The organism is Candidatus Poribacteria bacterium, assembly GCA_028820845.1.
Lineage (GTDB): Bacteria > Poribacteria > WGA-4E > WGA-4E > WGA-3G > WGA-3G.
Window position 1 is genome coordinate 1 of record JAPPII010000010.1, and the last position, 22,404, is coordinate 22,404.

Genomic DNA, 22,404 nt, shown 5'->3' on the forward strand with positions numbered 1-22,404 from the left:
AAGCGACGACTGAGAATATATCAACTCATTTTCTAATTTTGCGTAAGTCCTAAAATATTTTTTTTCATAAAAAATTGTAAAGAAACGCGATTTATGGTATACTGGCTATCGGTTAATGGTTCTCGGTTAATGGGCAAGCGACCTTGTGGAATTCAAGTACTACGCAACTGCCCCAACCAATAACCAACAACCAGTAATCAACAACCATTAGCAAAGGAAAAATATGACAGGAAACAATACAGACATACCCCGCCCAGAGTATCCCCGTCCTGACTTTCAACGTGGCACATCAGAAGGTATTGACTGGATATGCCTCAACGGCACGTGGGAGTTCGCTTTTGATCCAGATGATACGGGCGAGCAAAATAGATGGTTTACCCTCGAATGTACTGCCGATTCACCGTGGACATTACAAATACAGGTTCCGTATCCCTGGGAAAGCCTCGCAGCATGGGGAGAAGAAGCGCAAGCGGATAACGAAAATTACCTGAGCAAAAATGCCTATCTCACACCTGAAGAGGTCACCTGCGGCGGCATCGAGCGGAGCGGCAATTACCGCGAAGCACCTCGACACACCATTGGATGGTACCGCAAAACCGTATCTGTTCCAGAAACATGGAACGGAAAACGGACGATTCTGACTTTCGGCGCAGTAGACTGGCACGCAAAAGTTTGGGTAAACGGTGAATACATCGGCGAACATGAGAATGGATACCTTCCCTTTGAACTTGACATCACAGATGCACTCACACCCGGCGCATCTACAGTCATCGTCGTTCGTGCTTATGACGCGCAGGACCACAGTGAACAGCTCGCTGGAAAACAGATAGGTTGGTACGAACGCACGAGTGGCATCTGGCAGACGGTTTACCTTGAACCCAGAAATGCAACGCACATCAAGCAGTGCCATATCACCCCTGCTATCGACAACAGCACTGCCACGCTTGACATCACTATTGACGGAGAAGTCAGCACCGGAACCACGCTTAACTATCAGTGCGTTTCTCCTATGGGAGAAATAGCGGGCAGCGGGCAGCGGGCAGCAGTCGGTGGAACGGAAACCGACCAAGTTGTGAAAGGCACAAGGGCGGAAACTACACTTACAATTCCTATTAATATTCCCCGAGAACACCTGCATCTCTGGGATGTGGATACACCCCACCTCTATAACCTCACACTGACGTTGACCGCAGGGGAATCTGTGATTGACAGAGTTTTCACCTACTTTGGGATGCGGAAAGTCTCGATTGCAAAAGCCCCGGGTGGGGACTATCAGTATATCTACCTCAATAACCGTCCTATTTACCTGCTCGGTGCTCTCAATCAGTCTTTCAATCCAGAAGGCGTATACACCTTCCTCACAGACGAAGCGATCCGACGGGACATCGAACGCGCAAAGGAATTCGGGTTCAACTTCCTGCGTTTGCATATTAAAGTAGACGAGCCGCGCCTTTACTACTGGGCTGATAAATTAGGTATGCTCTTTATGTGTGATATTCCTAACTTCGGGAGTTACACGGAGGAAGCACAAGCCCGGTTTGTAGAAACGCTTCGTGGGAACATAGCGCGCGATTACAATCATCCGTCAATCATCTCATGGTGCAATTTCAACGAAACGTGGGGACTCGGTGGCAGAGAGTATAAAGAGATGCCTGAACGCCAGGAATGGGTGCGTGAGATGTATCACCTCGCTAAATCCTTAGATGAGACGCGTTTGATAGAGGACAACTCGCCATGTCTATATGACCACGTGGAAACCGACATCAATTCGTGGCACTTCTACATTAATGATTATGAACAAGCGAAGGAACACATCGCGAACGTTGTCCAAGAGACGTACCCGGGTTCAGCGTTTAACTACGTTGGTGGTAACGTACAGACAGATGCGCCGTTGATTAATAGTGAATACGGCGGTATCTCAGCGGGTGCAGGAGATAAGGATGTCTCTTGGTGTTTCAAATACCTTACCAACGAACTCCGCCTCCATCCGAAAATCTGCGGCTACATCTACACAGAGTTGCAGGACATCGAGTGGGAGCACAACGGTTTCATGAACTACGACCGATCGATAAAGGCATTCGGATATGACTATCTCGATATCAATACACTTGACTTTATCGCTATCGACTATCCGCCGGGTAAAACGGTTGCGCCGGGTGAACGGATAAAAGCCGACATCTACGCGAGCCACTTCTCACATAAAACCATTACAGAGACAACCCTTCACTGGCAACTGGACACAATGTCAGCAACTGGACACGTTACACGCGGATGTGTCTCAGGAAAAGTTGAGATTCCATTCCCACAATATCAGGTGGAGCAGGTGCATGAACTCGAACTTGTCGTACCAGACATCCATCCGGCAGTCGGCACATTGCATATCTGGGTAACAGATGGCACAGGTACTATTGTCGCTCGTAACTTCATCAACTTCGAGCACTTCGTAGAGGCGGTCGCCCCAATCGAATCAAGTGGTTCAAAACAAATTACGCTCAACTACGTCCCTGACAACATATCCGCATCCTCTTGGGAGGAATCAACAAAGCGTGAACAACTTTTCTCTGGAGTTGGGAGCGGTTATGTCGAATATGAGATCTCATTGCCAGAGGGACTTAATCCAGCAGAGGTTGCAGAAATGGAACTCATTTTTGAAGCCTCCAGCGCGTATAGTGGTGCCCGTCAAACGGAGCCAGAGCAACATCCATCGGATGTAACGATCTCTGTCAATGGCGTTGAAATAGACACGATCCGCATTCCCGATTGTCCAGCCGATGCCCGCGGTGTCCTCTCTTACATCCACGGAGAACCAGGCATTTACGGCTATCTTTACAATATCAAGTTTGAGGCATCAGATGTCTTGAACGGTGCATCAGACACGCTAACAGTCCTTTATGAAGCGAAAGATGGATTCGCACTCTACGGTGCGCGCATGGGCAGATACCCCACTGGACCGCATCTGCGTATTGGCTATCAGCAGTCGGAAACCATTAGCGATCAGTAGAGCGTGTAGTTTTTGTAAATGTTTTGTCCACCACAAGCGAGTTACTGACCCCAAATGGTTGACGACCATTAAAAAAAGGAAAAATTTATGGCAAGCCCTGAATTTGTATTCACGCGTTATTCTAACTTAGAGATTTCTTGGCCCTTTGTACACGAACAGATGGTGCGCCGGTTAGAAGAACTCGGCGTAACACTTGTTCTCAACACCGACAGCCGAGATCCTATCCATGAACAGATCGATTTAAGTGAAACCATTGGAATATCTCATTTCGGTGGAAACCTGACTGAAGCCTGTATCGCAGCAGCCCCAAAACTCAAAGTGCTTGGCGCGATGACAGATAATTCTGGACACGGTATCCCGTATCAGGCACTTCAGGCACGCGGGATCCCAGTTATTGAATCGACGCGAGCATGGTCGCAATCCGTGGCAGAATGTGCTTTCGGTCTCGCTTTGTCTTCGCTGCGCCGCACAGCACAGTGGCACCTGCGGATGGCAAATCGTGAAAAATTGTGGGATTGGGAAAACCCGATGTGGGGTTCACTCAACGCACGGGAAAGCGGGGGCCCACTCGATAAACTCCCTGCTGCACACCAGTTCTGTGACGATCCTGATTTTGTTAACGGCGACCTCGGCACGAAAAACATCGGGGTTATTGGACTCGGGCAAATTGGTGGAAAAATCGCGAAATGGTGTCGGGTTTTCGGGGCAACGGTGAGGGGTTTTGATCCGTACGTCCCGGACGAACTCCTTCAAGAGTGGGATGTGCAACGTACGGATATGGACACGCTTGCGGATACCTCAGATATCGTGTTTGTGGCGGTCCCACCGACCCCGTCAGCGCGACATCTGTTGAATCGAGAACGTATCAATCATCTGCGGAAAGGCAGTCTGGTTGTTGTGATTACGCGGGCACACGCTGTGGACATGGAAGCGTTGCGGGAACGGATTGTAAAAGACGAACTCGCTGGTGCCTTCGACGTTTACGACATCGAACCCGTCCCTATCGATGACGAATTGCGCAATAGGGATAACGTCGTCCACACACCGCATATCGCTGGTAGAACGGAAGATTCCAACCTACGCGTGGCAGATATGACGGTAGACGATTTTGTGCGCGTGCTAAACGGTGAAACGCCACTCGGCGCGTTGACACCGAAAGCCGTTGAGGTCCGAACCTCACCCAACCCGAATCAATAGCAAGTAGTTGTCGGTTGTCAGTCGTTAGTTAAGAGGCAACATGTAACAATCCACCTTAACTTGGGCGTTTCAACAAGGGTAGATTGTTACCAAAGTCTTCTTAACCAACAACCGATAATCAACAACCATTAACACAAAAATGCTCTCCAAAATCGTATATAAAAACCTCATTCGCACAGACATTGCAGACATGGCACCCTATACGCCGATTGTTCCGTTTGATGTCCTGAGTAAACGCCTCGGTATTACTCCTGAAAACATCATTAAACTTGATGCGAACGAAAACCCTTATGGACCCTCACGGCGTGTACATCAAGCGTTGGCAAGCGAAACGTATTATCACATATACCCAGACCCGGACAGCACATCGCTCCGTCAGGCACTCGGTCAATACACAGGTATTGATGAAAGCCATATCGTTGTTGGGCATGGCGCGGACGAACTCATTGATCTCATCATTAGGTTATTCATCGCTCCTGGGGATGCAGTCATTAACTGCCCACCAACGTTCGGAATGTATCGCTTTGACACAGAACTTAACGGTGGCAGCACAATCGATGTTGCGCGAAAAGCGGATTTTTCGTTAGACCTTGAATCAATAGTCACGCTGGCTAACAACGACAGTACCCTCAAAATCATCTTTATTACCAGTCCAAACAATCCTGACGGCGGGACGCTTGACGATGCGTGTTTTCGGCGGCTCTTGGAGCTGCCATTAATCGTTGTCCTAGATGAAGCCTATATTGAATTCGCTGGCGGGAGTCGCGCGGATTGGGTTTTAGCATACGAAAACCTGATTGTGCTTCGGACATTCAGCAAGTGGGCAGGATTGGCAGGATTAAGGGTCGGATATGGGGTCTTTCCGCAATGGATCCTTTCACATTTGCTGAAGATTAAGCAGCCCTACAATGTAAACGTTGCTGGCGCGACAGCGGCACTGGTTTCCTTGTCGGATGTGGATTACTTGCGGGAGAATGTGAAAAAAATTGTAGAAGAACGCGGAAGGCTTTACCGAGCATTACAGGAATTCGACTTTTTGGAGCCGTATCCGAGCGAGGCGAATTTCATCTTATCGCGAGTCATCGGCAGAGATGCAGCGGAATTGAAAGCAGCGTTAGCCGAGCAGGGCATTCTCATCCGATATTTTAACACGCCACGCCTGCAAGACCACGTCCGAATCAGCGTCGGTACACCCTCACAAACATCAGTATTACTGAAAACGCTATCAGCACTATAGAGATTTGGAACTCTACCCTTAAAGCGTGCTATACGGTTCCAAAACCTCTTCAACAGGACGCGTGTTTGGAAACCACCCGACAACTTTCTGCAGCACCTCATCAAGTAGGACATCCGGACAAGAAGCACCGGCGGTCAGGACAACATCAATAGGCGTTTCTAACGCTGGTACCTCGACCGTCTCAAAAAGCCAACCTTTTGTAATCTGCACCGTTTTTGTTTCTAAGTCAAGATGGCGGATCTGTTTGGGACTGAGCAGTTCGTCTGCATTTCGGACAAAATAGGTAGGGAGATGCTGTTGGCAGAGCTCCACAAGATGGCTGGTATTAGAAGAGTTGTATCCACCGACAACAACTGCGACATCACCACCATCAGCAATGAGAGCGAGTGTAGCATCCTGATTTTCTTTTGTCGCATAACAGAGGGTGTCTTTCGTATCAGCAAAATGCGTAGATACTTCGGCATCGCTATACGTTTTTCCGACAGCCTCTCGTAGCAAATCCGCAATCGCTTCTGTTTCGGTGGCAAGCATAGTCGTTTGATTGACAACACCAATGCGTTTGAGATGAACGGTCGGATCGAATCCCGGAGAGAAACGATCGGCGAATTTCTCAAAGAAGAAGTCAGTGCCTTCTTCACCCGATATGACGCTTGCTAACGCCCGTGCTTCCTCAAGATCGCGAACCACGACAACAGGCGCGCTTGCTTGGGCATGGGAAAACGTTGCGCGCGTTTCCTCATGGTACCGTTTTCCGTGAATAACAACGGTATAATCCTGTTTGCCAATCTCTTCACTCCGCCGCCAAACCTTCTCAACAAACGGACAAGTCGTATTATAAGCCGTGAGGGTAACGCCTCGCTCTTTAAGAGACTGCTCGACTTCAAGCGTAGTTCCGAATGCGGGAACAATAACGACATCATCGGGCATCAAAATGTCGAAAGGGAGCAGCGACGCGCCAGCAGTATCCATCAGGAACCGGACCCCTCGCTCCCTTAAATTTTCGTTCACGTGGGGATTGTGAATAATTTCAGACAACAAGAAGATGCGTTTATCGGGGTTTTCTGCCAATGCTCGGTAGGCGATTTCAATGGCATTTTCGACCCCGTAACAGAAACCGAAGTGGCGCGCGATCTTAAAGCGGACAGGTCCAAAGTCCAATAACGTAGGGGAAAGGTCCCGCTTTCGGGCATCAATTTCTCGGCGGGCGTGTTTTACAACGGATATGATCGGACTGTGGTAGAAATGAGGTAGTTCAAATGTTCGGGGCATTTGCGTTTTCTTCCAGTCAGTTCAGCTAACTTAGGCACTCAGGACCTTCCGCCCCTTCGCGCGGCGGCGCGAGATCGTTTGTCTTCCATACCGCGTAGACATGCGCTTACGGAACCCAAATTTATTTTTCCGTTTACGACGATGCGGTTGATATGTGCGTTTCATGAGCAGCTCCTTTCCTCTGTCTTGATGCCAAGCGAATGCGGAATTACGTCCTTTTTTTCTGCGTCGTGCATTTAGTGTCAGTTCGCCAGAAAGCATTATATTTTGTTTTAAAATGATACGCCATTTTTGAGTGATTGTCAAATTTTTTCCTACTTTTTTTATAACAAACCGTCAAAAAAATAGATTGACAAAATTTCGATTTCGGTCCAAAATGTTTTATCAACGGTACTTATGCTACGGATTTGCCAGGATAAAATTTTTTGACATTTTTGCAAAAAAGTGGTATGATATTTTTTAGTATTAATTCTTATAATAGCAAGCCTGAGTGGACGTTAAATTTACATGTATTCCAAACAAAGCGTCCAAAAAAGAGACAACCTGAAAGCATTTGCTCACAAGTAAAGTAGGCAGTGTATGGCTTGCAAATAGTAATGGAAGGTACACGTAGAATTTAGGACTTACCTCATGCGGCAGACCCCAAACGAAATTTGGTTAGAAATACTCGAAAAACTCAGCGATGCGGCGCGACAGGATGTCTATCTTCATCAAGTAGTCCCTCTCTCAATTACAGCAGAAGCCCTGAATATAGCTGTTCCGTCTGCGTATACGCGTGCCAGGATTGAGGAGCGGTTTCGCGCCGATATCCAACGGGTGTTAGCCACATTAATCGGTGCCCAATGTGCCCTTATCCTCACAGTAGATGAATCAACTTCCGATGATGACGAAGATCTGAGTGAGATACAATCCGAAAGACCGACCAGCCGAAATAATACTTCACTTGATGACCCACCGGCACCACTCCGACAAGTTCAGACAGGACTTAATCCAAATTATAGATTTGACCGGTTCATTGTCGGTTCCAGCAATCGTGTATGCCACGCAACTGCTTTGGCTGTCTCGGAAAATCCTGGACGCGACTACAACCCGCTTTTTATATACGGTGAAGTGGGATTAGGCAAAACGCATTTGTTGCATGCCATTGGCAACCGGCTTTCAGTGAATCAGCGAGAAAAGAAAGTGTTGTACGTTACGTCAGAAACCTTCATGAACGAGTACGTAGAATCTATCGTCAATCGTACATCGGCACAGGGCTTCCGCACAAAATACCGAACTGCCGACATGCTCCTTATAGACGATATACAGTTCTTGCAGCGGAAAGAGGGAACACAAGAGGAATTTTTTAATACTTTTAACGACCTTCACATGAACTCAAACCAGATAGTCATGACCAGTGACCGTCCCCCCGGTAATCTCGAAAACTTAGAGGAACGCCTCCGCTCGCGCTTTGAATGGGGGATGGTCGCTGAGATCGACCGACCACAATATGAGATGCGCATCGCAATCCTTCAGCAAAAATGTCAAGACCAAGGCATGGAGCATCTCCCGAATGAAGTGTTGAGTTACATCGCCGAGGTGGTCACGACGAATATCCGAGAACTTGAAGGTACACTTGTGCGTCTTATGGCACAGGCATCTATACTTAAGGAGGAACTGAGTATAGACTTTGCGCGGCAGGTCCTCGGAGATGTCGGTTCCGTCTCTCCGTTGCGTCAACGGAAATCTGCAACGGCAAAAGGGATACAAACAGCCGTCGCCGACTACTTTGATATTGAAGCAGCTGACCTTGTGTCTCAAAAACGAACCAGAGGATTGGCATACCCCCGGCAAGTCGCGATGTATCTGTGCAGAGAATTAACGCAAATGTCATACGCAAATATCGCACAAGCGTTTAACAGAGAAAACCATACGACTGTTATTCACGCATGCAAACAGATAGAAAAAATAATGGACGATAGCGACGATGATCGGAAAGCAATTACTACGCTCATCAATCAATTCCGCTAACGAACACCAATTTCAGCGTTTCCTATCAATCTACTCTCTGTACCTCAATTTATATGGCACACTTTTTTGCAGAACTCAGGTGCTGTATTGCCTCTAATCCTGTTAACAACTTGTGCATAACTCTATTAAAATTGTGGATAACTTGTGCATAACTCTATTGAAATTGTGGATAACTTGTGCATAATCGAGTTTTAAAATTGTGGATAACTTGTGGATAACTTGTGCATAACTCTATTGAAATTGTGGATAACTTGTGCATAATTCAGACATTATTTCTTTTTGTGGATAACCTGTGGATAACTCGAAAAGTTATCCACAATCTATCAACAGGGTAGTTACCAGTGACAGCAAGGGTTTAAGGGAGTTATCCACTTATCAACAGCCCCTACTACTACTACTAATTTAAGATCTTGTATATATATCGTAATTAGTACTAATAGGAGGGGTTGTGGATAAGTTAACAAGGCAAAGAAAAAGAAAAAATTCTAAGGTAGTATTTCTTATCACACACAATCGTGTTTTACGCATGAATCCATAAGCAAATCAAAACATTTTTTATCTACCACAAACCAATGCTTTTAAATAACATCATTCTGCGTAATTTTCGTAACTATGTCGACTGCGAAGTGAGTTTTTCCAAGCCAGTTAACCTGATCATCGGCGGGAATGCCCAGGGAAAAACAAGTCTGCTTGAAGCAATCTACTTCCTTTGCACCGCTGAATCTCACCGCGCCACGCGAGATGCCGAACTCATCCGACACAACGAACCCGGTTTTTACCTGAAAGGCGTGTTGACAAATAGCAGCAATGATGTCATATCTCTTGAGGCATCGAAGCGTGCCCGTGGGCAATTCAAGCTGATAAAGAACGGCGTTCTTCATACGAAACGTTCTGAATGGATTGGACAGTTCACCGCCGTATTTTTCGCGCCGGAATCTCTAATATTAGTGAAAGGCGCGCCCGCAGAACGGCGACGCTTTCTGGATCTGCTGATTGCACAGATTGATAGCAGTTATCTACAGCATTTACAGAAATATCAGCTAGTTCTCAAACAACGGAACGAATTGCTAAAACAAATTCGTACAACTTTTGTGGACGCGGCTCAGTTAGACGCTTGGGATAAACTTTTGCTCACGCACGGCACTGCTATTACGCTAAAACGTTTACAAGTGTTCGACCAGTTGAAAGACTATGCTATGCACAACCATCAAAAACTTACCGGTGGTCAAGAAAACTTGGCGTTGACCTATCGTTCCGCATCAGTGCGGGACGATAGGACAGACAACAATTCGGAACCCGAATCTGCAGACCCAAATTTGTTGGCTGAATCTGAAGTTGAATCGGTTCCAATTACGAGCGAAAGCGAGATTACAGTGCAATTTCGTGAGACATTAAAGTCTTCACGCGCCGCAGATCTACAGAGAGGGACAACGTTAGTCGGACCGCACCGCGACGATTTCCTCATCGAATTGGAGAATCCATCATCTACGGTCCTAAGCGAGAACGAATCGCAAATTTCGGACAATGATGAAGAGAAAGTGATAAGCGAATACGACCTTCTAACAGAAAAAAATGGGACATGTCGCGAAGTCGCGCGCGCTTACGGGTCGCAAGGGCAACAGCGGACTATCGCGTTGGCACTCAAACTGGCGGAATTAGAATTAATTCATGCCACAACCGGGCGAAACCCGATAGTACTTCTGGATGATGTTACCTCGGAGTTGGACTATAAACGCATAGGCTACCTGTTAGGCGTTCTCCAAAATCTGAGTGCCCAGACTTTCATCACAGCAACGCACGCTGAACCGCTTGTACATTATCTCCATGAAGCCAATGTTCTCACCGTTAAAAACGCCCGAATTAGCCAATCAGCCCACTCTGAAAAGTAAGCGTGAAAAAACGAGGTCACAGATGCAAAAAACAGAAAATGTAGGTGATATCCTCACAGAAATTATCCGGCGAAATGATCTTGAACCTAAGATGGTTGAACAGAAAGTCTTCGACCTCTGGCGGAAGCGCCTCGGTGTCCCGTTCGGTACGAAAACACTACCCGTATCACTTTCAGATGGAGTCCTGAAAATCTATACTGAATATCCGCCTTATAGGAGAGAACTCTTACTTCACAAACCGAAAATCATAGCCGACTTGAATGCAGAATTGGGGCAACCCATTCTCACAGATATCCGGATAGAATTGCGTCCAGTTCGGACAGCACCGCCTCACGACACAAATGCAAACCAGTCCAAATCCCCCCGCGAACCATCACAGCCAGCCAGCACCGACACTCCTCGTCGGACAACCCCCGAAGAATTAGAACGAATTGAACAGACACTTGCCAATGTAACAGATACAAAATTAAAAAAATCGCTTCGACAATTATTCACTACACAGAGTGAAGATAACCCTTGACAAAGGCGGAAAAATAAGGTATTCTATTTATTAAGGCACCAAGCGGTGTCCAGCAGAACAAAGGATGTTCTACCCACAATACTGAAACCATTTCACTCTTTATTACGTCATACTTAATATATATTTTTTTAAGATCCGGTCGCTCTAATCCATAGGACATGTCCACCCAACCCAAACCGATGGTTAATTCCATTCGGTCAACCCATAGCGAGGTACCACACGAAATATGCCAAAACAAGAACGAACATATACAGCCAGTGACATACAAATTCTTGAAGGTCTTGAAGCCGTCAGGAAACGTCCAAGCATGTACATTGGTAGCACAGGTCCAGCGGGACTGCACCATCTCGTCACGGAATTAGTGGATAACTGTATAGACGAACTCGGTGCCGGCTATGGTACGCAAATTGAAGTTACAATCCACAGTGATGGTAGTGTCACCGTCGCTGACGATGGTCGCGGTATCCCCGTTGATACGCATTCGGCAACAGGTCTTTCCGCGCTTGAAGTTGTCATGACCACCTTACACGCTGGCGGTAAGTTCGATGGTCGTGAACAGGTAGGTTACCAAACTGCCGGGGGGTTACACGGTGTCGGTGCTTCCTGTGTCAACGCCCTTTCTGAATGGCTTCACGTCCAGGTCCAACAAAATGGAGGCATCTACGAACAACGATATGCACGCGGCATCCCAAAGACCAAGGTAAAAAAGACCGGTTCGAGTAAAAAAACCGGGACTCGGACGACATTCATGCCGGATGCCGAAATATTTGATACGCTCGATTTTTCTTATGAGATTCTCCGCGATAGATTAAGAGAACTCGCATTTCTCAACAAAGGGGTCCGCATCCAATTTTTGGATGAGCGTGCCGCAGAGACTTCGGAACCGGTTACTTTTCAATATGAGGGTGGCATCGCTTCTTTTGTCACCTACCAAAACCAGAATAAAGAGGTACTGCATCCGAAGCCTATTTACATAGAAGGTATTCAAGAAGAAACCAAAGTCGAAATCGCTTTTCAGTTCAATAACACGTACACGGAAAATATTAGTTCCTACGCCAATAACATCCGAACTTCGGAAGGCGGTTTTCACGAAAGCGGTTTTAAGAGTGCTATCACCCGTGCCTTCAAAACTTATGCGACTGACAACGACCTCCTCCGAAACGTTAAGATAAATCTCACCGGTGAAGACATCCGTGAGGGGATGACCGCGATCGTCAGTGTGAAAGTGCCGGAACCACAATTTGAAGGGCAAACGAAATCCAAACTTGGAAACACAGAGGTTGAAGGCATCGTCCAAAGTTTTGTCAGAACCCAACTCAAAACGATTTTAGAAGAAAGTCCGCGCGTTTCCAAACTGATCGTCCAGAAAGCGATCCAAGCCGCACAAGCACGAGAAGCTGCACGCAGTGCACGCGAAGTTATCCGTCGTAAAAGTGTTCTCGACTCCGCATCAATGCCGGGTAAACTCGCTGATTGCTCTGAAAGCGATCCGACCCGAACCGAACTGTTCCTTGTAGAGGGAGATTCCGCCGGTGGAACTGCTAAACAGGGTCGTGACCGGCAAAATCAAGCGGTACTACCATTAAAAGGCAAAGGCATCAACGTTGACAAAGCAAGGCTTGATAAAATACTCAAGAACGCCCAAGTCATTGATATTGTAACTGCCTTGGGAACAGGAATTGGCACCGAAGAATTTACGCTTGAGAAACTTCGGTATTCCAAAGTTATTATCATGGCAGATGCCGATGTTGACGGTGCACACATCCGAACGCTACTTTTAACCTTTTTCTTTCGTCAAATGCCTGAAATCATCGCCTCTGGGCATCTGTACATCGCTCAACCGCCACTTTATCTGATAAAGAAGGGCAGGAGTGCCCAATATCTACAGGACGATGAAGCGATGGAAGACTATCTGTTGACTCTGGTTTTGGACACTGTCAAGATAACAAACGCCCGACGGGGGGTCCCTTACGCAGCGTCAGAATATAAAACAATCGCCGGTTCTATCCGCAAGGTTCAAACTATCCTTGAACAACTCGTCCAAAGCGGCATTGCGCCTGAAGAATTATCCATGTATCTGAAAACAGGTCAAGCCACCGAGACTACGGAGACAGGAGACCTTACAGATAATGTAGATCAACTCTTAACGATGCTTGAGTCTTCTCCGATGCGTAACGCCAGCATAGCGGATAACCTGCAAGTTTCTGACACAATACAATCAATCGGTGCACCGCCTGTAGATGATACGCAAATCACATTTCTGGATGCAGAGGGAGAGGCACAAAGCCAGCAAGATACTAAGGCAACAACCGAGCAACACGAAGCGCACACCACAAAGCCGATGGTTGCCCGTCGGACCTTGTATCACGAGCTACAGCGCGAATTAGAAAATCTCGCTGCGTTTGACATCAAAGACACGGATTTCCTGCCAGAAAAAGAGACGGATGAAGCCAAAAGCAAGAAACTGTTCAGCATTCAGTCTGAAGACAGCGACATTTATCATGCTGGGGATGTTTTTTCATTGATGCAATATCTTTTTGAGATAGAGCATCGCGGATTGACGATTACACGCTTCAAAGGATTGGCGGAAATGAACGCCGAGCAGTTGCGTGAAACCACTATGAGCCAAGATGAACGCGTGCTTTTAAGAGTCACACTTGACGATGCTGTTGAAGCTGACCGCGTCTTCACACTTCTGATGGGTGATACCGTTGAACCGAGGCGTGCATTCATAGAACGCTTCGGCACCCATGTGAGTCTCGATCTGTACGGTGCTTAGGTTTGCTAATAAAGGAGTAATTGACTGTAGAAAAACAATATGGAAAACATCCAAGAACGCAACATAGAGAATGAACTGACAACATCGTATCTCACCTATGCGATGAGTGTCAATACGAACCGTGCAATACCCGATGTCCGTGACGGTCTGAAACCGAGTACACGTCGCATTATCTATGCTATGGGTGAGATAAATCTCACCTCAAATCGTCCGTACGACAAATGTGCTGCTGTCGTCGGTGAGGTAATGAAAAATTTTCATCCACACGGTGATGGTCCCATTTATGGCACACTTGTCGGGTTAGCACAACCCTTTAGTATACGCTATCCGCTCATAGACGGACAAGGGAACTTCGGTAGTATTGATGACGATCCACCCGGAGCGATGCGGTATACGGAATGTCGACTCGCCCCTATTGCTTCGGAGATGCTTACTGACATCGAGAAGCAGGTGGTCGATTTCCAACCCAACTACAAGGAGTCCCTTGAAGAACCGACAGTCCTCCCAGGGCTTCTTCCGAACTTACTTGTTAATGGAACAACAGGTATTGGCGTGGGTTATTTAACGCGCATACCGCCGCATAACCTTGGTGAAGTTGTCGACGCGCTTCTCTGCAAACTTGCCGATCCAGACGCTGACGCTGAAACACTCATGGAGCATATCATCGGTCCCGACTTTCCAACTGCTGGAACCATTGTCGGCACAAGTGGGATCAAACAGATGTACACAACTGGCAGAGGCAGCGTCACTGTTCGGGCTAAAGCGTTCATAGAAAGAATTTCTACATCGGGTAAAGGGACCGGCCGAGAACAGATCGTCATAACCGAAATTCCGTATCAAGTAAAGAAAAATCAGCTGCTCGAGCGGATGTACAATTTAGTGGTCAGTAAAACAATTACTGGCATCTCTGATATTCGGGACGAATCGGACAAAGAAATCCGCATCGTTATCCCACTCAAGCGCGGGGAAATCGCACAGGTTATCCTTAATCAGTTGTATAAGCACACGCAGATGCAGACAAACTTCAGTGCTAACTTGCTCTGCCTTGTTGAGGGACTTCCGAAGGTCTTGACGCTCGAAGAGATTCTCAACTATTATCTTGAGCATCGGCGCGAGGTGGTTCGCCGCCGCACACAATTTGACCTTGCGCGTGCCGAGCGTAGAAGCCACATTCTTGAAGGGTACCTGCTTGCGCTACAAAATCTTGAAGATATTATAGAACTCGTTCAGACGGCAGCGTCGCCGCAAGCAGCCGAGCAGGAATTGCGGGATACCTATCAACTCAGTGAGCAGCAGGCACGAGAAATTCTCACCATGACGCTCCGACAGTTGACAGGACTTGAACGTCAGCGGATTCACGATGAATATACTGAATTGCTCGACCGCATCGCGGAACTTCGGGCGATCCTTGCCAGTGAAACACTCGTAACGGATATTATCCGAACGGAACTCGAAACCCTTAAAGAAAAATACGGCGATGAGCGACGCACTGAAATTACGGGTGAGGTTAAAGAATTTGAAGTTGAAGACCTCATTGCTGATGAAGAGATGGTCGTTACACTGTCGCATGCCGGTTACATGAAACGGCTGCCTATGGATACCTACCGGAAGCAACACCGGGGTGGCGTTGGGATTAAGGGGGCTACAACCAAAGATGGAGATTTTCTCGAGCATATTTTCGTTGCGACTGCGCACCAGAATATCCTCTTTTTCACAGATTTGGGTAAGTGTTATACGCTAAAAGTTCACCAAATTCCCGAAGCGCGCAGACAGTCAGCCGGTCGTGCAGTCGTTAACCTACTGCGCTTAGCACAAGGTGAAAACATCACCGCATACGTCCCAGTTCCACCTAAAGCTAAAGTTGCTGATACGAATGGAGACGGGACCACGGAGGACACTTTTGTCTTTATGGCGACGCACCGAGGTATCGTCAAAAAGACGGCACTCGCCAGTTTTGAGAACACTTTGTCAAGCGGCATCATCGCCGTTAAACTTGATGACGGGGACAAACTTATTGGTGCGCAAGTGACGGACGGTACGTCCGATATTGTCCTTGTTACGCATAAAGGTGTCGCTATTCGATTCAGTGAGGAAGACGTTAGACCGCTTGGACGCAACACACGCGGTGTCCGCGGCATAGAACTCGGGGACGATGATTTCACCGCGCAAATGGTTATTGTTAAGAGTGAGCCTCCTGAAGAGGCGCGACCGAAACGAAGCCGTGCTCTCAAAGAGGACTTGCTGATTGTTACTGAAAATGGATACGGCAAACGCACGGCTGTTGCTGCTTACCGTGTCCAAAAACGGGGTGGTAAAGGCATCATTGCCATTGGAAAATCAACCCGAAATGGAGCGGTTGTTGCTGCAATGCGCGTCGCTAAGACCGATGAGCTCGTCCTCATTAGTTCAAACGGGTACGTGACCCGAACGGCAGTTTCAGATATTCGACGCATCGGGCGGAATACGCAAGGGGTCCGTATTATGGCACTACAAAACGAGGAAACACTTGTTGATGCCGCCAAAATTGAACTCTCCTCCTCTCTACTTAACGGAGGATCTAATTCGGAGGAATAGTTATCAGTTTTTCAGTTACCAGACACTGGAAACTGAAAAACCGACAACCCTAAAAAAATGAGATACCTCAACATGCTCATAATCCTTGTTCTGATGACGTGTTTCATCTTCGGACACAACTTACAAGCCCAGAACAAGGAAGTTTCACCATCATCAATAGATAGCATCGTGTTGAATTCTGAGATGGTAGGTGTGTTTGAAACACCTGAGTTAGTGGCACCCACCGATGCCAATACAGAATTAAATACTGAAATGAGGGACGCTGCTAACTTCTACGCCACTGTGATGTGGGCAATCTACAATGGAACCAGTGAACGAAACGTTCGTGAAAGCAAAGCCGCTTATGATGTCCTCATAGAAGAGTTTGGGCTTGACGGTGAATCTCCGGCTGCTTCAGTTGAATTTGTGTCTTCGCACGACCTGAGCTTTATTTACACAGAACGTGCTACACTCCAATTTAATATACTGCAAAACATCCCAGGAGCAGAGGACGATGTCAGAAAAGCTATTGCGCTTAACCCCGAGAGTGTGCCAGCAACATGGCTCCTCGCCCAAATACTAACACGTAGAGTCTTTGCATCTATCCAAGAAAATCGGCGCGACACCCGGACCCAAGCGTTACAAGAGGAGATGCTCGCGGTTTTAAAACAGGTCATTGAACTGGACCCAGACCACCACAGGGCACATTACTATCTCGGCACCATGGCACGTGATCTCGGTGAAATCGAAACCGCAATCACATCCTTCAAGGCACTGACCCGAATTATGCCGTTCGACGATCAATTTCACACCGAACTCGGTGAACTCTATGAGATGCAAAACCGGCTTGAAGAGGCACTGCTCTCCTATGAAAGGGTCGTAACTATCCTTCCAGAACAGTTGAGTGCGCGGAACCGCCTTGGTCAGCTCTACCTTCAGACCGGTGACTATCCTGCGGCGATAAAAACGTTCCTCGCTATCCTGACCCGACTTGAAGCACAAACGGCTGAACCGCGAACCGCGAACCGCGAACCGCGAACCGCGAATACATCTGAGACTGAAATTGAGGCACACTACGGTATTGGCCTCGCCTATCAAGAACAGAACGACCTTGAGAAATCCGAATTCCATATTATGCACGCAATCAGTCTATTAGAAGCACGAGCGGCTTCGATGAGAGGCGGAACACGTCGTGTTAGAAGTGCTGACCGGGTTACGCTGACGATGCGGCTTCAAGAGATGCGTCACGCCCTTGGGCAGATCTATCTTAGATTCAACGTGCCGCGGAAGGCTATAAACATTTTCGCAAAGATTCTGGAAACCGATGCGAACTACGTGCCAGCCCTTTCCGGGATCGGAATGGCTTATCAGATGTTAGATGATCTGAAACGCGCAGAAGATTACCTTCGCAAGGCTATTGAATTGTCCTCGAAAAGCGAACTGCCAGATGCCTACAACGCGTTGGGCTACCTCTATGCTGAGCAAGGTATCAAATTAGACGAGGCTGCGGCACTCGTCCGTCGAGCACTCAAAAGCTCACCAACGTCTGGTGCGTATCTTGATAGTTTAGGGTTTATATACTTCAAACAGGGAAAATTGGACGCTGCGATAGAAAATCTGGAACTCGCAATTCGTTATCTTCCTGATACACCCGAAATTCTTTTGCATCTTGCTGATGCCTATCTGCAGAAGGGTTTAAAGGAAAAGGCATTGCAAACTTTGGAACAAGCCGTACGACTCGAACCAGACAATGCAGAACTCCGCCAAAAACTCGACGCTGTCAAAGCCAGCAGATAGCAGATTAGCAATTAGCAGTTAGGGCGTTCCGCTGCGCAAATTAAAAAAAATGAAAAATATAACCCTGCTTTTCATTGCTATGCTATTGCCTTTAGGCTTGCCGCTCGGAAGTTCGGCGTACGTTTGCGGTACACCGGAGTTAACTGCTGGATGGAAGACTGGAAGCGAAGAAGGATGGAACGAAGTTCCTTCCGCTCCTGAGCTGCCCGCTGCTCCGGCACTACCTGTCGGGACAGAACGGACCTTCTTCGCACCTGATTTCAGAAGTATGCAGCAATACAGGGTTTCTACGGTACTGCGCGGTGTAGGCAATTTCTGTTATGTTTTCGTTGAGGATACTGAATGGAATACACGCGTTACCGCCGCTACTGTTCAGGCGATAATTCGCGCTTTTGACGCAGCTGTACCGATGAATCCACAACGCGGAATTTACCTGACACTCACGGAAATCTTCGGTGCTCCGCCCGATATTGATAGAAATGGAAGGATTATCTTACTTCTGCTCAATATCCGAGATAAAGACAATGGCAATCAATATACAGCAGGTTTTTTCAATCCAGCAGATCAGAGCCGAGGTGTTCTTAGACACCCTGGATTTCGTGGCTTTCCGATTCGCAGTAACGAAGGTGAAATACTGTATATCGATACACACCCGCTGAATCCGAATAGCGAAACCGCTCATAATGTTGTCGCACATGAATTTCAGCATATTATCAATTGGACACACGATGCTAAAGAAGCGACTTGGGTTGATGAAGGTTGTGCAGAGTACGCCTCATTTCTCTGTGGATACTCGCTCCAAGAACATATAACTGCCTTCGAGAAAGCACCGACTATTTCGCTCGTCACATGGCCCGACGCAGGCGGTAATTTGCTGCCCCACTACGGTGCTGCTTTCTTGTGGATGCTCTATCTACATGAACAGTATGGCGGTATAGCAACGGTGACTGAAATCGTTCAGAATCGTGGAACATCCTTCACCGGTATCGCTGATGTCCTCGCATCGCAGGGTGTCCATCAAACGGTCTCCGACATCTTTATTTCATGGAAACTTGCTAATTACTTGTCTGATTATCGGGCAGTAAATCTCTCTTTATCACCCCGTCGCTGGCACCGTTCCTACCCGAGTGGCACACAAGATGGAGAATTGGGCAATTTTTCAGCGGATTACATTGGGTTTGAAAATGCTGGTGGATTAACAATAGGATTTTCCAGCGGTTCCGTGTCGAATACTGCTGTCCACGCTATTGAGTTCCACACCACCGGGGCTGTTGAGGTTCGGGAGATGGCATTATCTACGAGTAACACGGGTTCTCTCGTCCTACCAACCACCGTTACGGAGGCAGTCCTCGTTCCGAGCCTACAGAGGGATACGCCCAGCTTCCATTCAGAGAACAAAAAGTACCAATATAGTGGGACACGCGGTGCCCATATTGCATTTACCACGACGGCTCTCCCTAACGCCGTACATCCGCGCTACTGGGACATTATCGCTAAACCGAGTGAACCACTTGTTGGGTTAACGCCTATGGTGACCTTAATGCTCCACAACAATAAAGCGGAGCAGCTGTACCGTGAAGCACAAGCGATGTACCAAGTAACGCGAGACGCTCAGGACAACCACCTGTATCGATTCTCGTTTCTGCTTGAACCGGAAATAGAACCCGAATCTATCAGATACCAAATCTCGCTTGATTCAAGAATTGTTGACACAGGTACGCTAACGGAGTAATATTATAGCAGATAGCCGATAGCGAACCGCGAACTGCTAACAGCAATTCGTTAATGGTTCTTGGTTGATAGTCATTAGTTAAGAGTCTGTCCGTTAAAGGAAACCTTCTTAACCAACAACCAATAACCCGGGGAATGCCATACGGCATTCATACCGTTGATTACGACTAACAACTATATGCGAATAGCGAACCGCTATAAAAAAGGGGTAAAACATGCAATCTACACTTTATGCAGGAACTATTGGACAAAGTGTCTGGCGCAGCACCGACAACGGTGATACTTGGGGTCGAGTGAGTAACGGACTCTTTCCGGAAGCCGATATTCGTGCTTTAGCCGTTAGTCCCAGTAACCCAGACACGCTCTACGCCGGTACCGAAAACGGCATTTTCCAGACCAACAACGCTGCGGAGTCGTGGCACCATCTTCCAAGCCCCATGGATGGACGGGAAGTCTGGGCGATTGCCATTGATCTGAACGCACCTGACACGGTCTATGCTGGAACGTGCCCTTCTGCACTTTTCAAATCTACGGATGGAGGTGCTAACTGGAAGCAGCTCAACGTCGATTTGGCAGAAGAGTGCGAAGGTGTCCCGATTATTCCGCGTGTCACAACTTTCGTGATTGATCCCAACGATTCGCAAACACTCTACGCTGGGATCGAAATTGATGGAATGCGTCTCAGCACCGATGGCGGGGAAACATGGACTGAGCGCAGTGAGGGTCTCAGTAGCTTGGATATTCATGGGCTTTGTGTAGTCCCGGGTTCCCCGAAGACTATCGTCGCTGCAACGAATAACGATGTCTGTGTGACAACAGATATGGGACAGCAGTGGACACCACTGAATGTTAAAGCGCACTATCCATGGCCATACTGCCGTGCAGCTTTCTTTTTGAACGGTGATGCAGGTCGTGTATTTATCGGAGCAGGGAACGGACCTCCGGGCGATCAAGGCGGTATTTTTTCAACACGTGACGCTGGCAAATCGTGGACCCGAGCGGACATCGGTCGAACTGCCAACAGCACGATTTGGTGCTTCGCCCACAACCCGAATGCTAACGACCTTCTTATCGCTTGTAGCGTAAGCGGGCAGCTTTATCGGAGCACAGATGCGGGTGATTCTTGGACAAAACTCTCACATGAATTCGGAGAGGTCCGGGCATTAGCGATCGCCGCTTCCGGGTAGTCCATTTCCAGTAATGAATGATAACCTTGAATGGAATGTCGGATAAAAGTTGACGTATTTCTGTAATTTTGGTATGCTTTTAGCAAAATGTGAGGCAAAGACACGTTGTGCTTCAAGAGCACAATGGGGTTTCCAACGAATATCGGCGCGATTTAGCAATCGCGCCAACAAGTTGGACAGGGTCTATAGGCTCGCTCGTTGGGAACCCTAAATTTGTCTTAGCCCAAGACATCGGACGCTCCATCACGGGAGTAAAGGAAAGACTTTTAGAGCACACATTGTAAAGTTAAGTCAAGTTTTTGGCTCTGATTGGTAGAAAATTTGGCTTGAAAATTACACCGAAAATTATAGGAGGCACACTTCAGTGACACGTTTCTTTACAATTCTACTTATACCGCTTCTCTGCCTGGCAATGATGGGCTGTGGGCCAGACGAACCAAAGATCACAACGCCACCGCCAATCACCGATGCGAAGCGGATTGCTGTCACGCCGTTCTTCACTGAGGCGGAGGCGGAAGATATAAGCAAATTAGGGACGCGTATCAGCGTCAACCTTGCGACCCGTCTCGAACTCATCTTCAAGGAAGCAGAGTGGGTTTATGACCTCTCAAACAAAGTTAAACCGGTCGATGATAAACTCGGAGAATTGGGGTTGACCCTGAATCAGATTTACGCTGACCCAGCGTTGGCGGCGAAGCTTGGACAGTCACTTGATACTGATATGATTATCATTGGCATGGTTGAGTCACCGAAATTAACTCGGCAGGATTACGATCAGCACCTGATGAAGCAGGGGAGTCAGGGCGGAATTTCAGGGACATCCACTTATATCCGCACCCGTCTTACGGCTCTTGGGCGTGTTTGGGTCAAGGTTGTTGATTCTGGCTCTGGCGAACTTATCTTTAGCAATGGCATTCGTTCCTATCTCAAGTATTGGTACGCCTATCAGACTCAGCAGAGCGAACAGATAATCTTTAAGAGCGATGTAGATAGACTCGCCGATTTGGGAAAATATCTCCCACTCAGAATTGCTTATATGCTCCATCCAACTGGGTTAAAGTTGGAACAAGAACAGCAGATTCTGCTTAAACCGGATATTATCCTCAAGGGAACGGGCGGTATCGTTGAATTTAATTAGATAGTCCATCAATTCGTGGCGTGGTTTGCAACCTTTTGCTTCAAAAGTGGAGGGGACTCCGCAGTAAAGAGGGGAACCCCAGTTTGCAACCGCGCC

The 22,404-nt window shown here is 47.6% G+C and carries 14 protein-coding genes; 12 read left to right on the forward strand and 2 right to left on the reverse strand.

The genetic code is table 11. The features are described from left to right. Positions 1-223 precede the first annotated feature (223 nt). From OXN25_01900 to hisC, 3 genes are all read left to right on the forward strand, one after another. Positions 224-3,001 carry a glycoside hydrolase family 2 gene (locus tag OXN25_01900; GenBank protein MDE0423602.1) on the forward strand — a complete coding sequence of 926 codons (2,778 nt, stop codon included), beginning with the start codon at positions 224-226 and terminating at the stop codon, positions 2,999-3,001. Positions 3,002-3,088: 87 nt separating this feature from the next. Beyond that, a complete protein-coding gene (locus OXN25_01905; protein ID MDE0423603.1) occupies positions 3,089-4,198 on the forward strand; it encodes an NAD(P)-binding domain-containing protein in 1,110 nt (369 codons plus the stop codon). Between the two features lie 139 nt (positions 4,199-4,337). Then, positions 4,338-5,435 (forward strand): histidinol-phosphate transaminase, encoded by a 1,098-nt coding sequence (gene hisC / locus OXN25_01910; protein ID MDE0423604.1) that lies wholly within the window; start codon positions 4,338-4,340, stop codon positions 5,433-5,435. 18 nt (positions 5,436-5,453) lie between these two features. On the opposite strand, the gene OXN25_01915 is transcribed toward hisC, so the two are convergent. Beyond that, positions 5,454-6,704, reverse strand: coding sequence for a 4-hydroxy-3-methylbut-2-enyl diphosphate reductase (locus OXN25_01915; GenBank protein MDE0423605.1), 1,251 nt, complete (start codon positions 6,702-6,704; stop codon positions 5,454-5,456). Positions 6,705-6,734: 30 nt separating this feature from the next. After that, the gene (gene rpmH / locus OXN25_01920) at positions 6,735-6,869 is read right to left on the reverse strand and encodes a 50S ribosomal protein L34 (GenBank protein ID MDE0423606.1); all 135 of its coding nucleotides are present in this window, start codon (positions 6,867-6,869) and stop codon (positions 6,735-6,737) included. A gap of 465 nt (positions 6,870-7,334) precedes the next feature. On the opposite strand from rpmH, the gene dnaA reads away from it, so the two are divergent. The 9 genes from dnaA to OXN25_01965 all read left to right on the forward strand — a co-directional run bounded on the left by dnaA (position 7,335) and on the right by OXN25_01965 (position 22,308). Continuing rightward, the gene (gene dnaA, locus OXN25_01925) at positions 7,335-8,714 is read left to right on the forward strand and encodes a chromosomal replication initiator protein DnaA (GenBank protein MDE0423607.1); all 1,380 of its coding nucleotides are present in this window, start codon (positions 7,335-7,337) and stop codon (positions 8,712-8,714) included. 572 nt (positions 8,715-9,286) lie between these two features. Next, complete coding sequence (locus OXN25_01930; protein ID MDE0423608.1) at positions 9,287-10,603, forward strand: DNA replication/repair protein RecF; 1,317 nt, start codon at positions 9,287-9,289, stop codon at positions 10,601-10,603. A gap of 22 nt (positions 10,604-10,625) precedes the next feature. Next, positions 10,626-11,123, forward strand: coding sequence for a DciA family protein (locus tag OXN25_01935; protein MDE0423609.1), 498 nt, complete (start codon positions 10,626-10,628; stop codon positions 11,121-11,123). Positions 11,124-11,349: 226 nt separating this feature from the next. Beyond that, positions 11,350-13,902, forward strand: coding sequence for a DNA topoisomerase (ATP-hydrolyzing) subunit B (gyrB, locus tag OXN25_01940; protein MDE0423610.1), 2,553 nt, complete (start codon positions 11,350-11,352; stop codon positions 13,900-13,902). A gap of 39 nt (positions 13,903-13,941) precedes the next feature. Further along, entirely contained in the window at positions 13,942-16,476 is a 2,535-nt protein-coding gene (gene gyrA, locus OXN25_01945) for a DNA gyrase subunit A (protein MDE0423611.1), read from the forward strand. A gap of 72 nt (positions 16,477-16,548) precedes the next feature. Then, positions 16,549-18,252 (forward strand): tetratricopeptide repeat protein, encoded by a 1,704-nt coding sequence (locus tag OXN25_01950; GenBank protein ID MDE0423612.1) that lies wholly within the window; start codon positions 16,549-16,551, stop codon positions 18,250-18,252. 49 nt (positions 18,253-18,301) lie between these two features. Continuing rightward, the gene (locus OXN25_01955) at positions 18,302-19,984 is read left to right on the forward strand and encodes a hypothetical protein (GenBank protein ID MDE0423613.1); all 1,683 of its coding nucleotides are present in this window, start codon (positions 18,302-18,304) and stop codon (positions 19,982-19,984) included. A gap of 214 nt (positions 19,985-20,198) precedes the next feature. Then, positions 20,199-21,170 (forward strand): hypothetical protein, encoded by a 972-nt coding sequence (locus OXN25_01960; GenBank protein ID MDE0423614.1) that lies wholly within the window; start codon positions 20,199-20,201, stop codon positions 21,168-21,170. 364 nt (positions 21,171-21,534) lie between these two features. Continuing rightward, on the forward strand, positions 21,535-22,308 hold the full coding sequence (locus tag OXN25_01965) for a hypothetical protein (GenBank protein MDE0423615.1): 774 nt from the start codon (positions 21,535-21,537) through the stop codon (positions 22,306-22,308). Positions 22,309-22,404 lie beyond the last annotated feature (96 nt).

Coding starts and splice junctions, on each gene's coding strand:
- OXN25_01900 (MDE0423602.1), top strand. CDS start 224: ATGACAGGAAACAATACAGACATACCCCGCCCAGAGTATCCCCGTCCT.
- OXN25_01905 (MDE0423603.1), top strand. CDS start 3,089: ATGGCAAGCCCTGAATTTGTATTCACGCGTTATTCTAACTTAGAGATT.
- hisC (MDE0423604.1), top strand. CDS start 4,338: ATGCTCTCCAAAATCGTATATAAAAACCTCATTCGCACAGACATTGCA.
- OXN25_01915 (MDE0423605.1), bottom strand. CDS start 6,704: ATGCCCCGAACATTTGAACTACCTCATTTCTACCACAGTCCGATCATA.
- rpmH (MDE0423606.1), bottom strand. CDS start 6,869: ATGAAACGCACATATCAACCGCATCGTCGTAAACGGAAAAATAAATTT.
- dnaA (MDE0423607.1), top strand. CDS start 7,335: ATGCGGCAGACCCCAAACGAAATTTGGTTAGAAATACTCGAAAAACTC.
- OXN25_01930 (MDE0423608.1), top strand. CDS start 9,287: ATGCTTTTAAATAACATCATTCTGCGTAATTTTCGTAACTATGTCGAC.
- OXN25_01935 (MDE0423609.1), top strand. CDS start 10,626: ATGCAAAAAACAGAAAATGTAGGTGATATCCTCACAGAAATTATCCGG.
- gyrB (MDE0423610.1), top strand. CDS start 11,350: ATGCCAAAACAAGAACGAACATATACAGCCAGTGACATACAAATTCTT.
- gyrA (MDE0423611.1), top strand. CDS start 13,942: ATGGAAAACATCCAAGAACGCAACATAGAGAATGAACTGACAACATCG.
- OXN25_01950 (MDE0423612.1), top strand. CDS start 16,549: ATGCTCATAATCCTTGTTCTGATGACGTGTTTCATCTTCGGACACAAC.
- OXN25_01955 (MDE0423613.1), top strand. CDS start 18,302: ATGAAAAATATAACCCTGCTTTTCATTGCTATGCTATTGCCTTTAGGC.
- OXN25_01960 (MDE0423614.1), top strand. CDS start 20,199: ATGCAATCTACACTTTATGCAGGAACTATTGGACAAAGTGTCTGGCGC.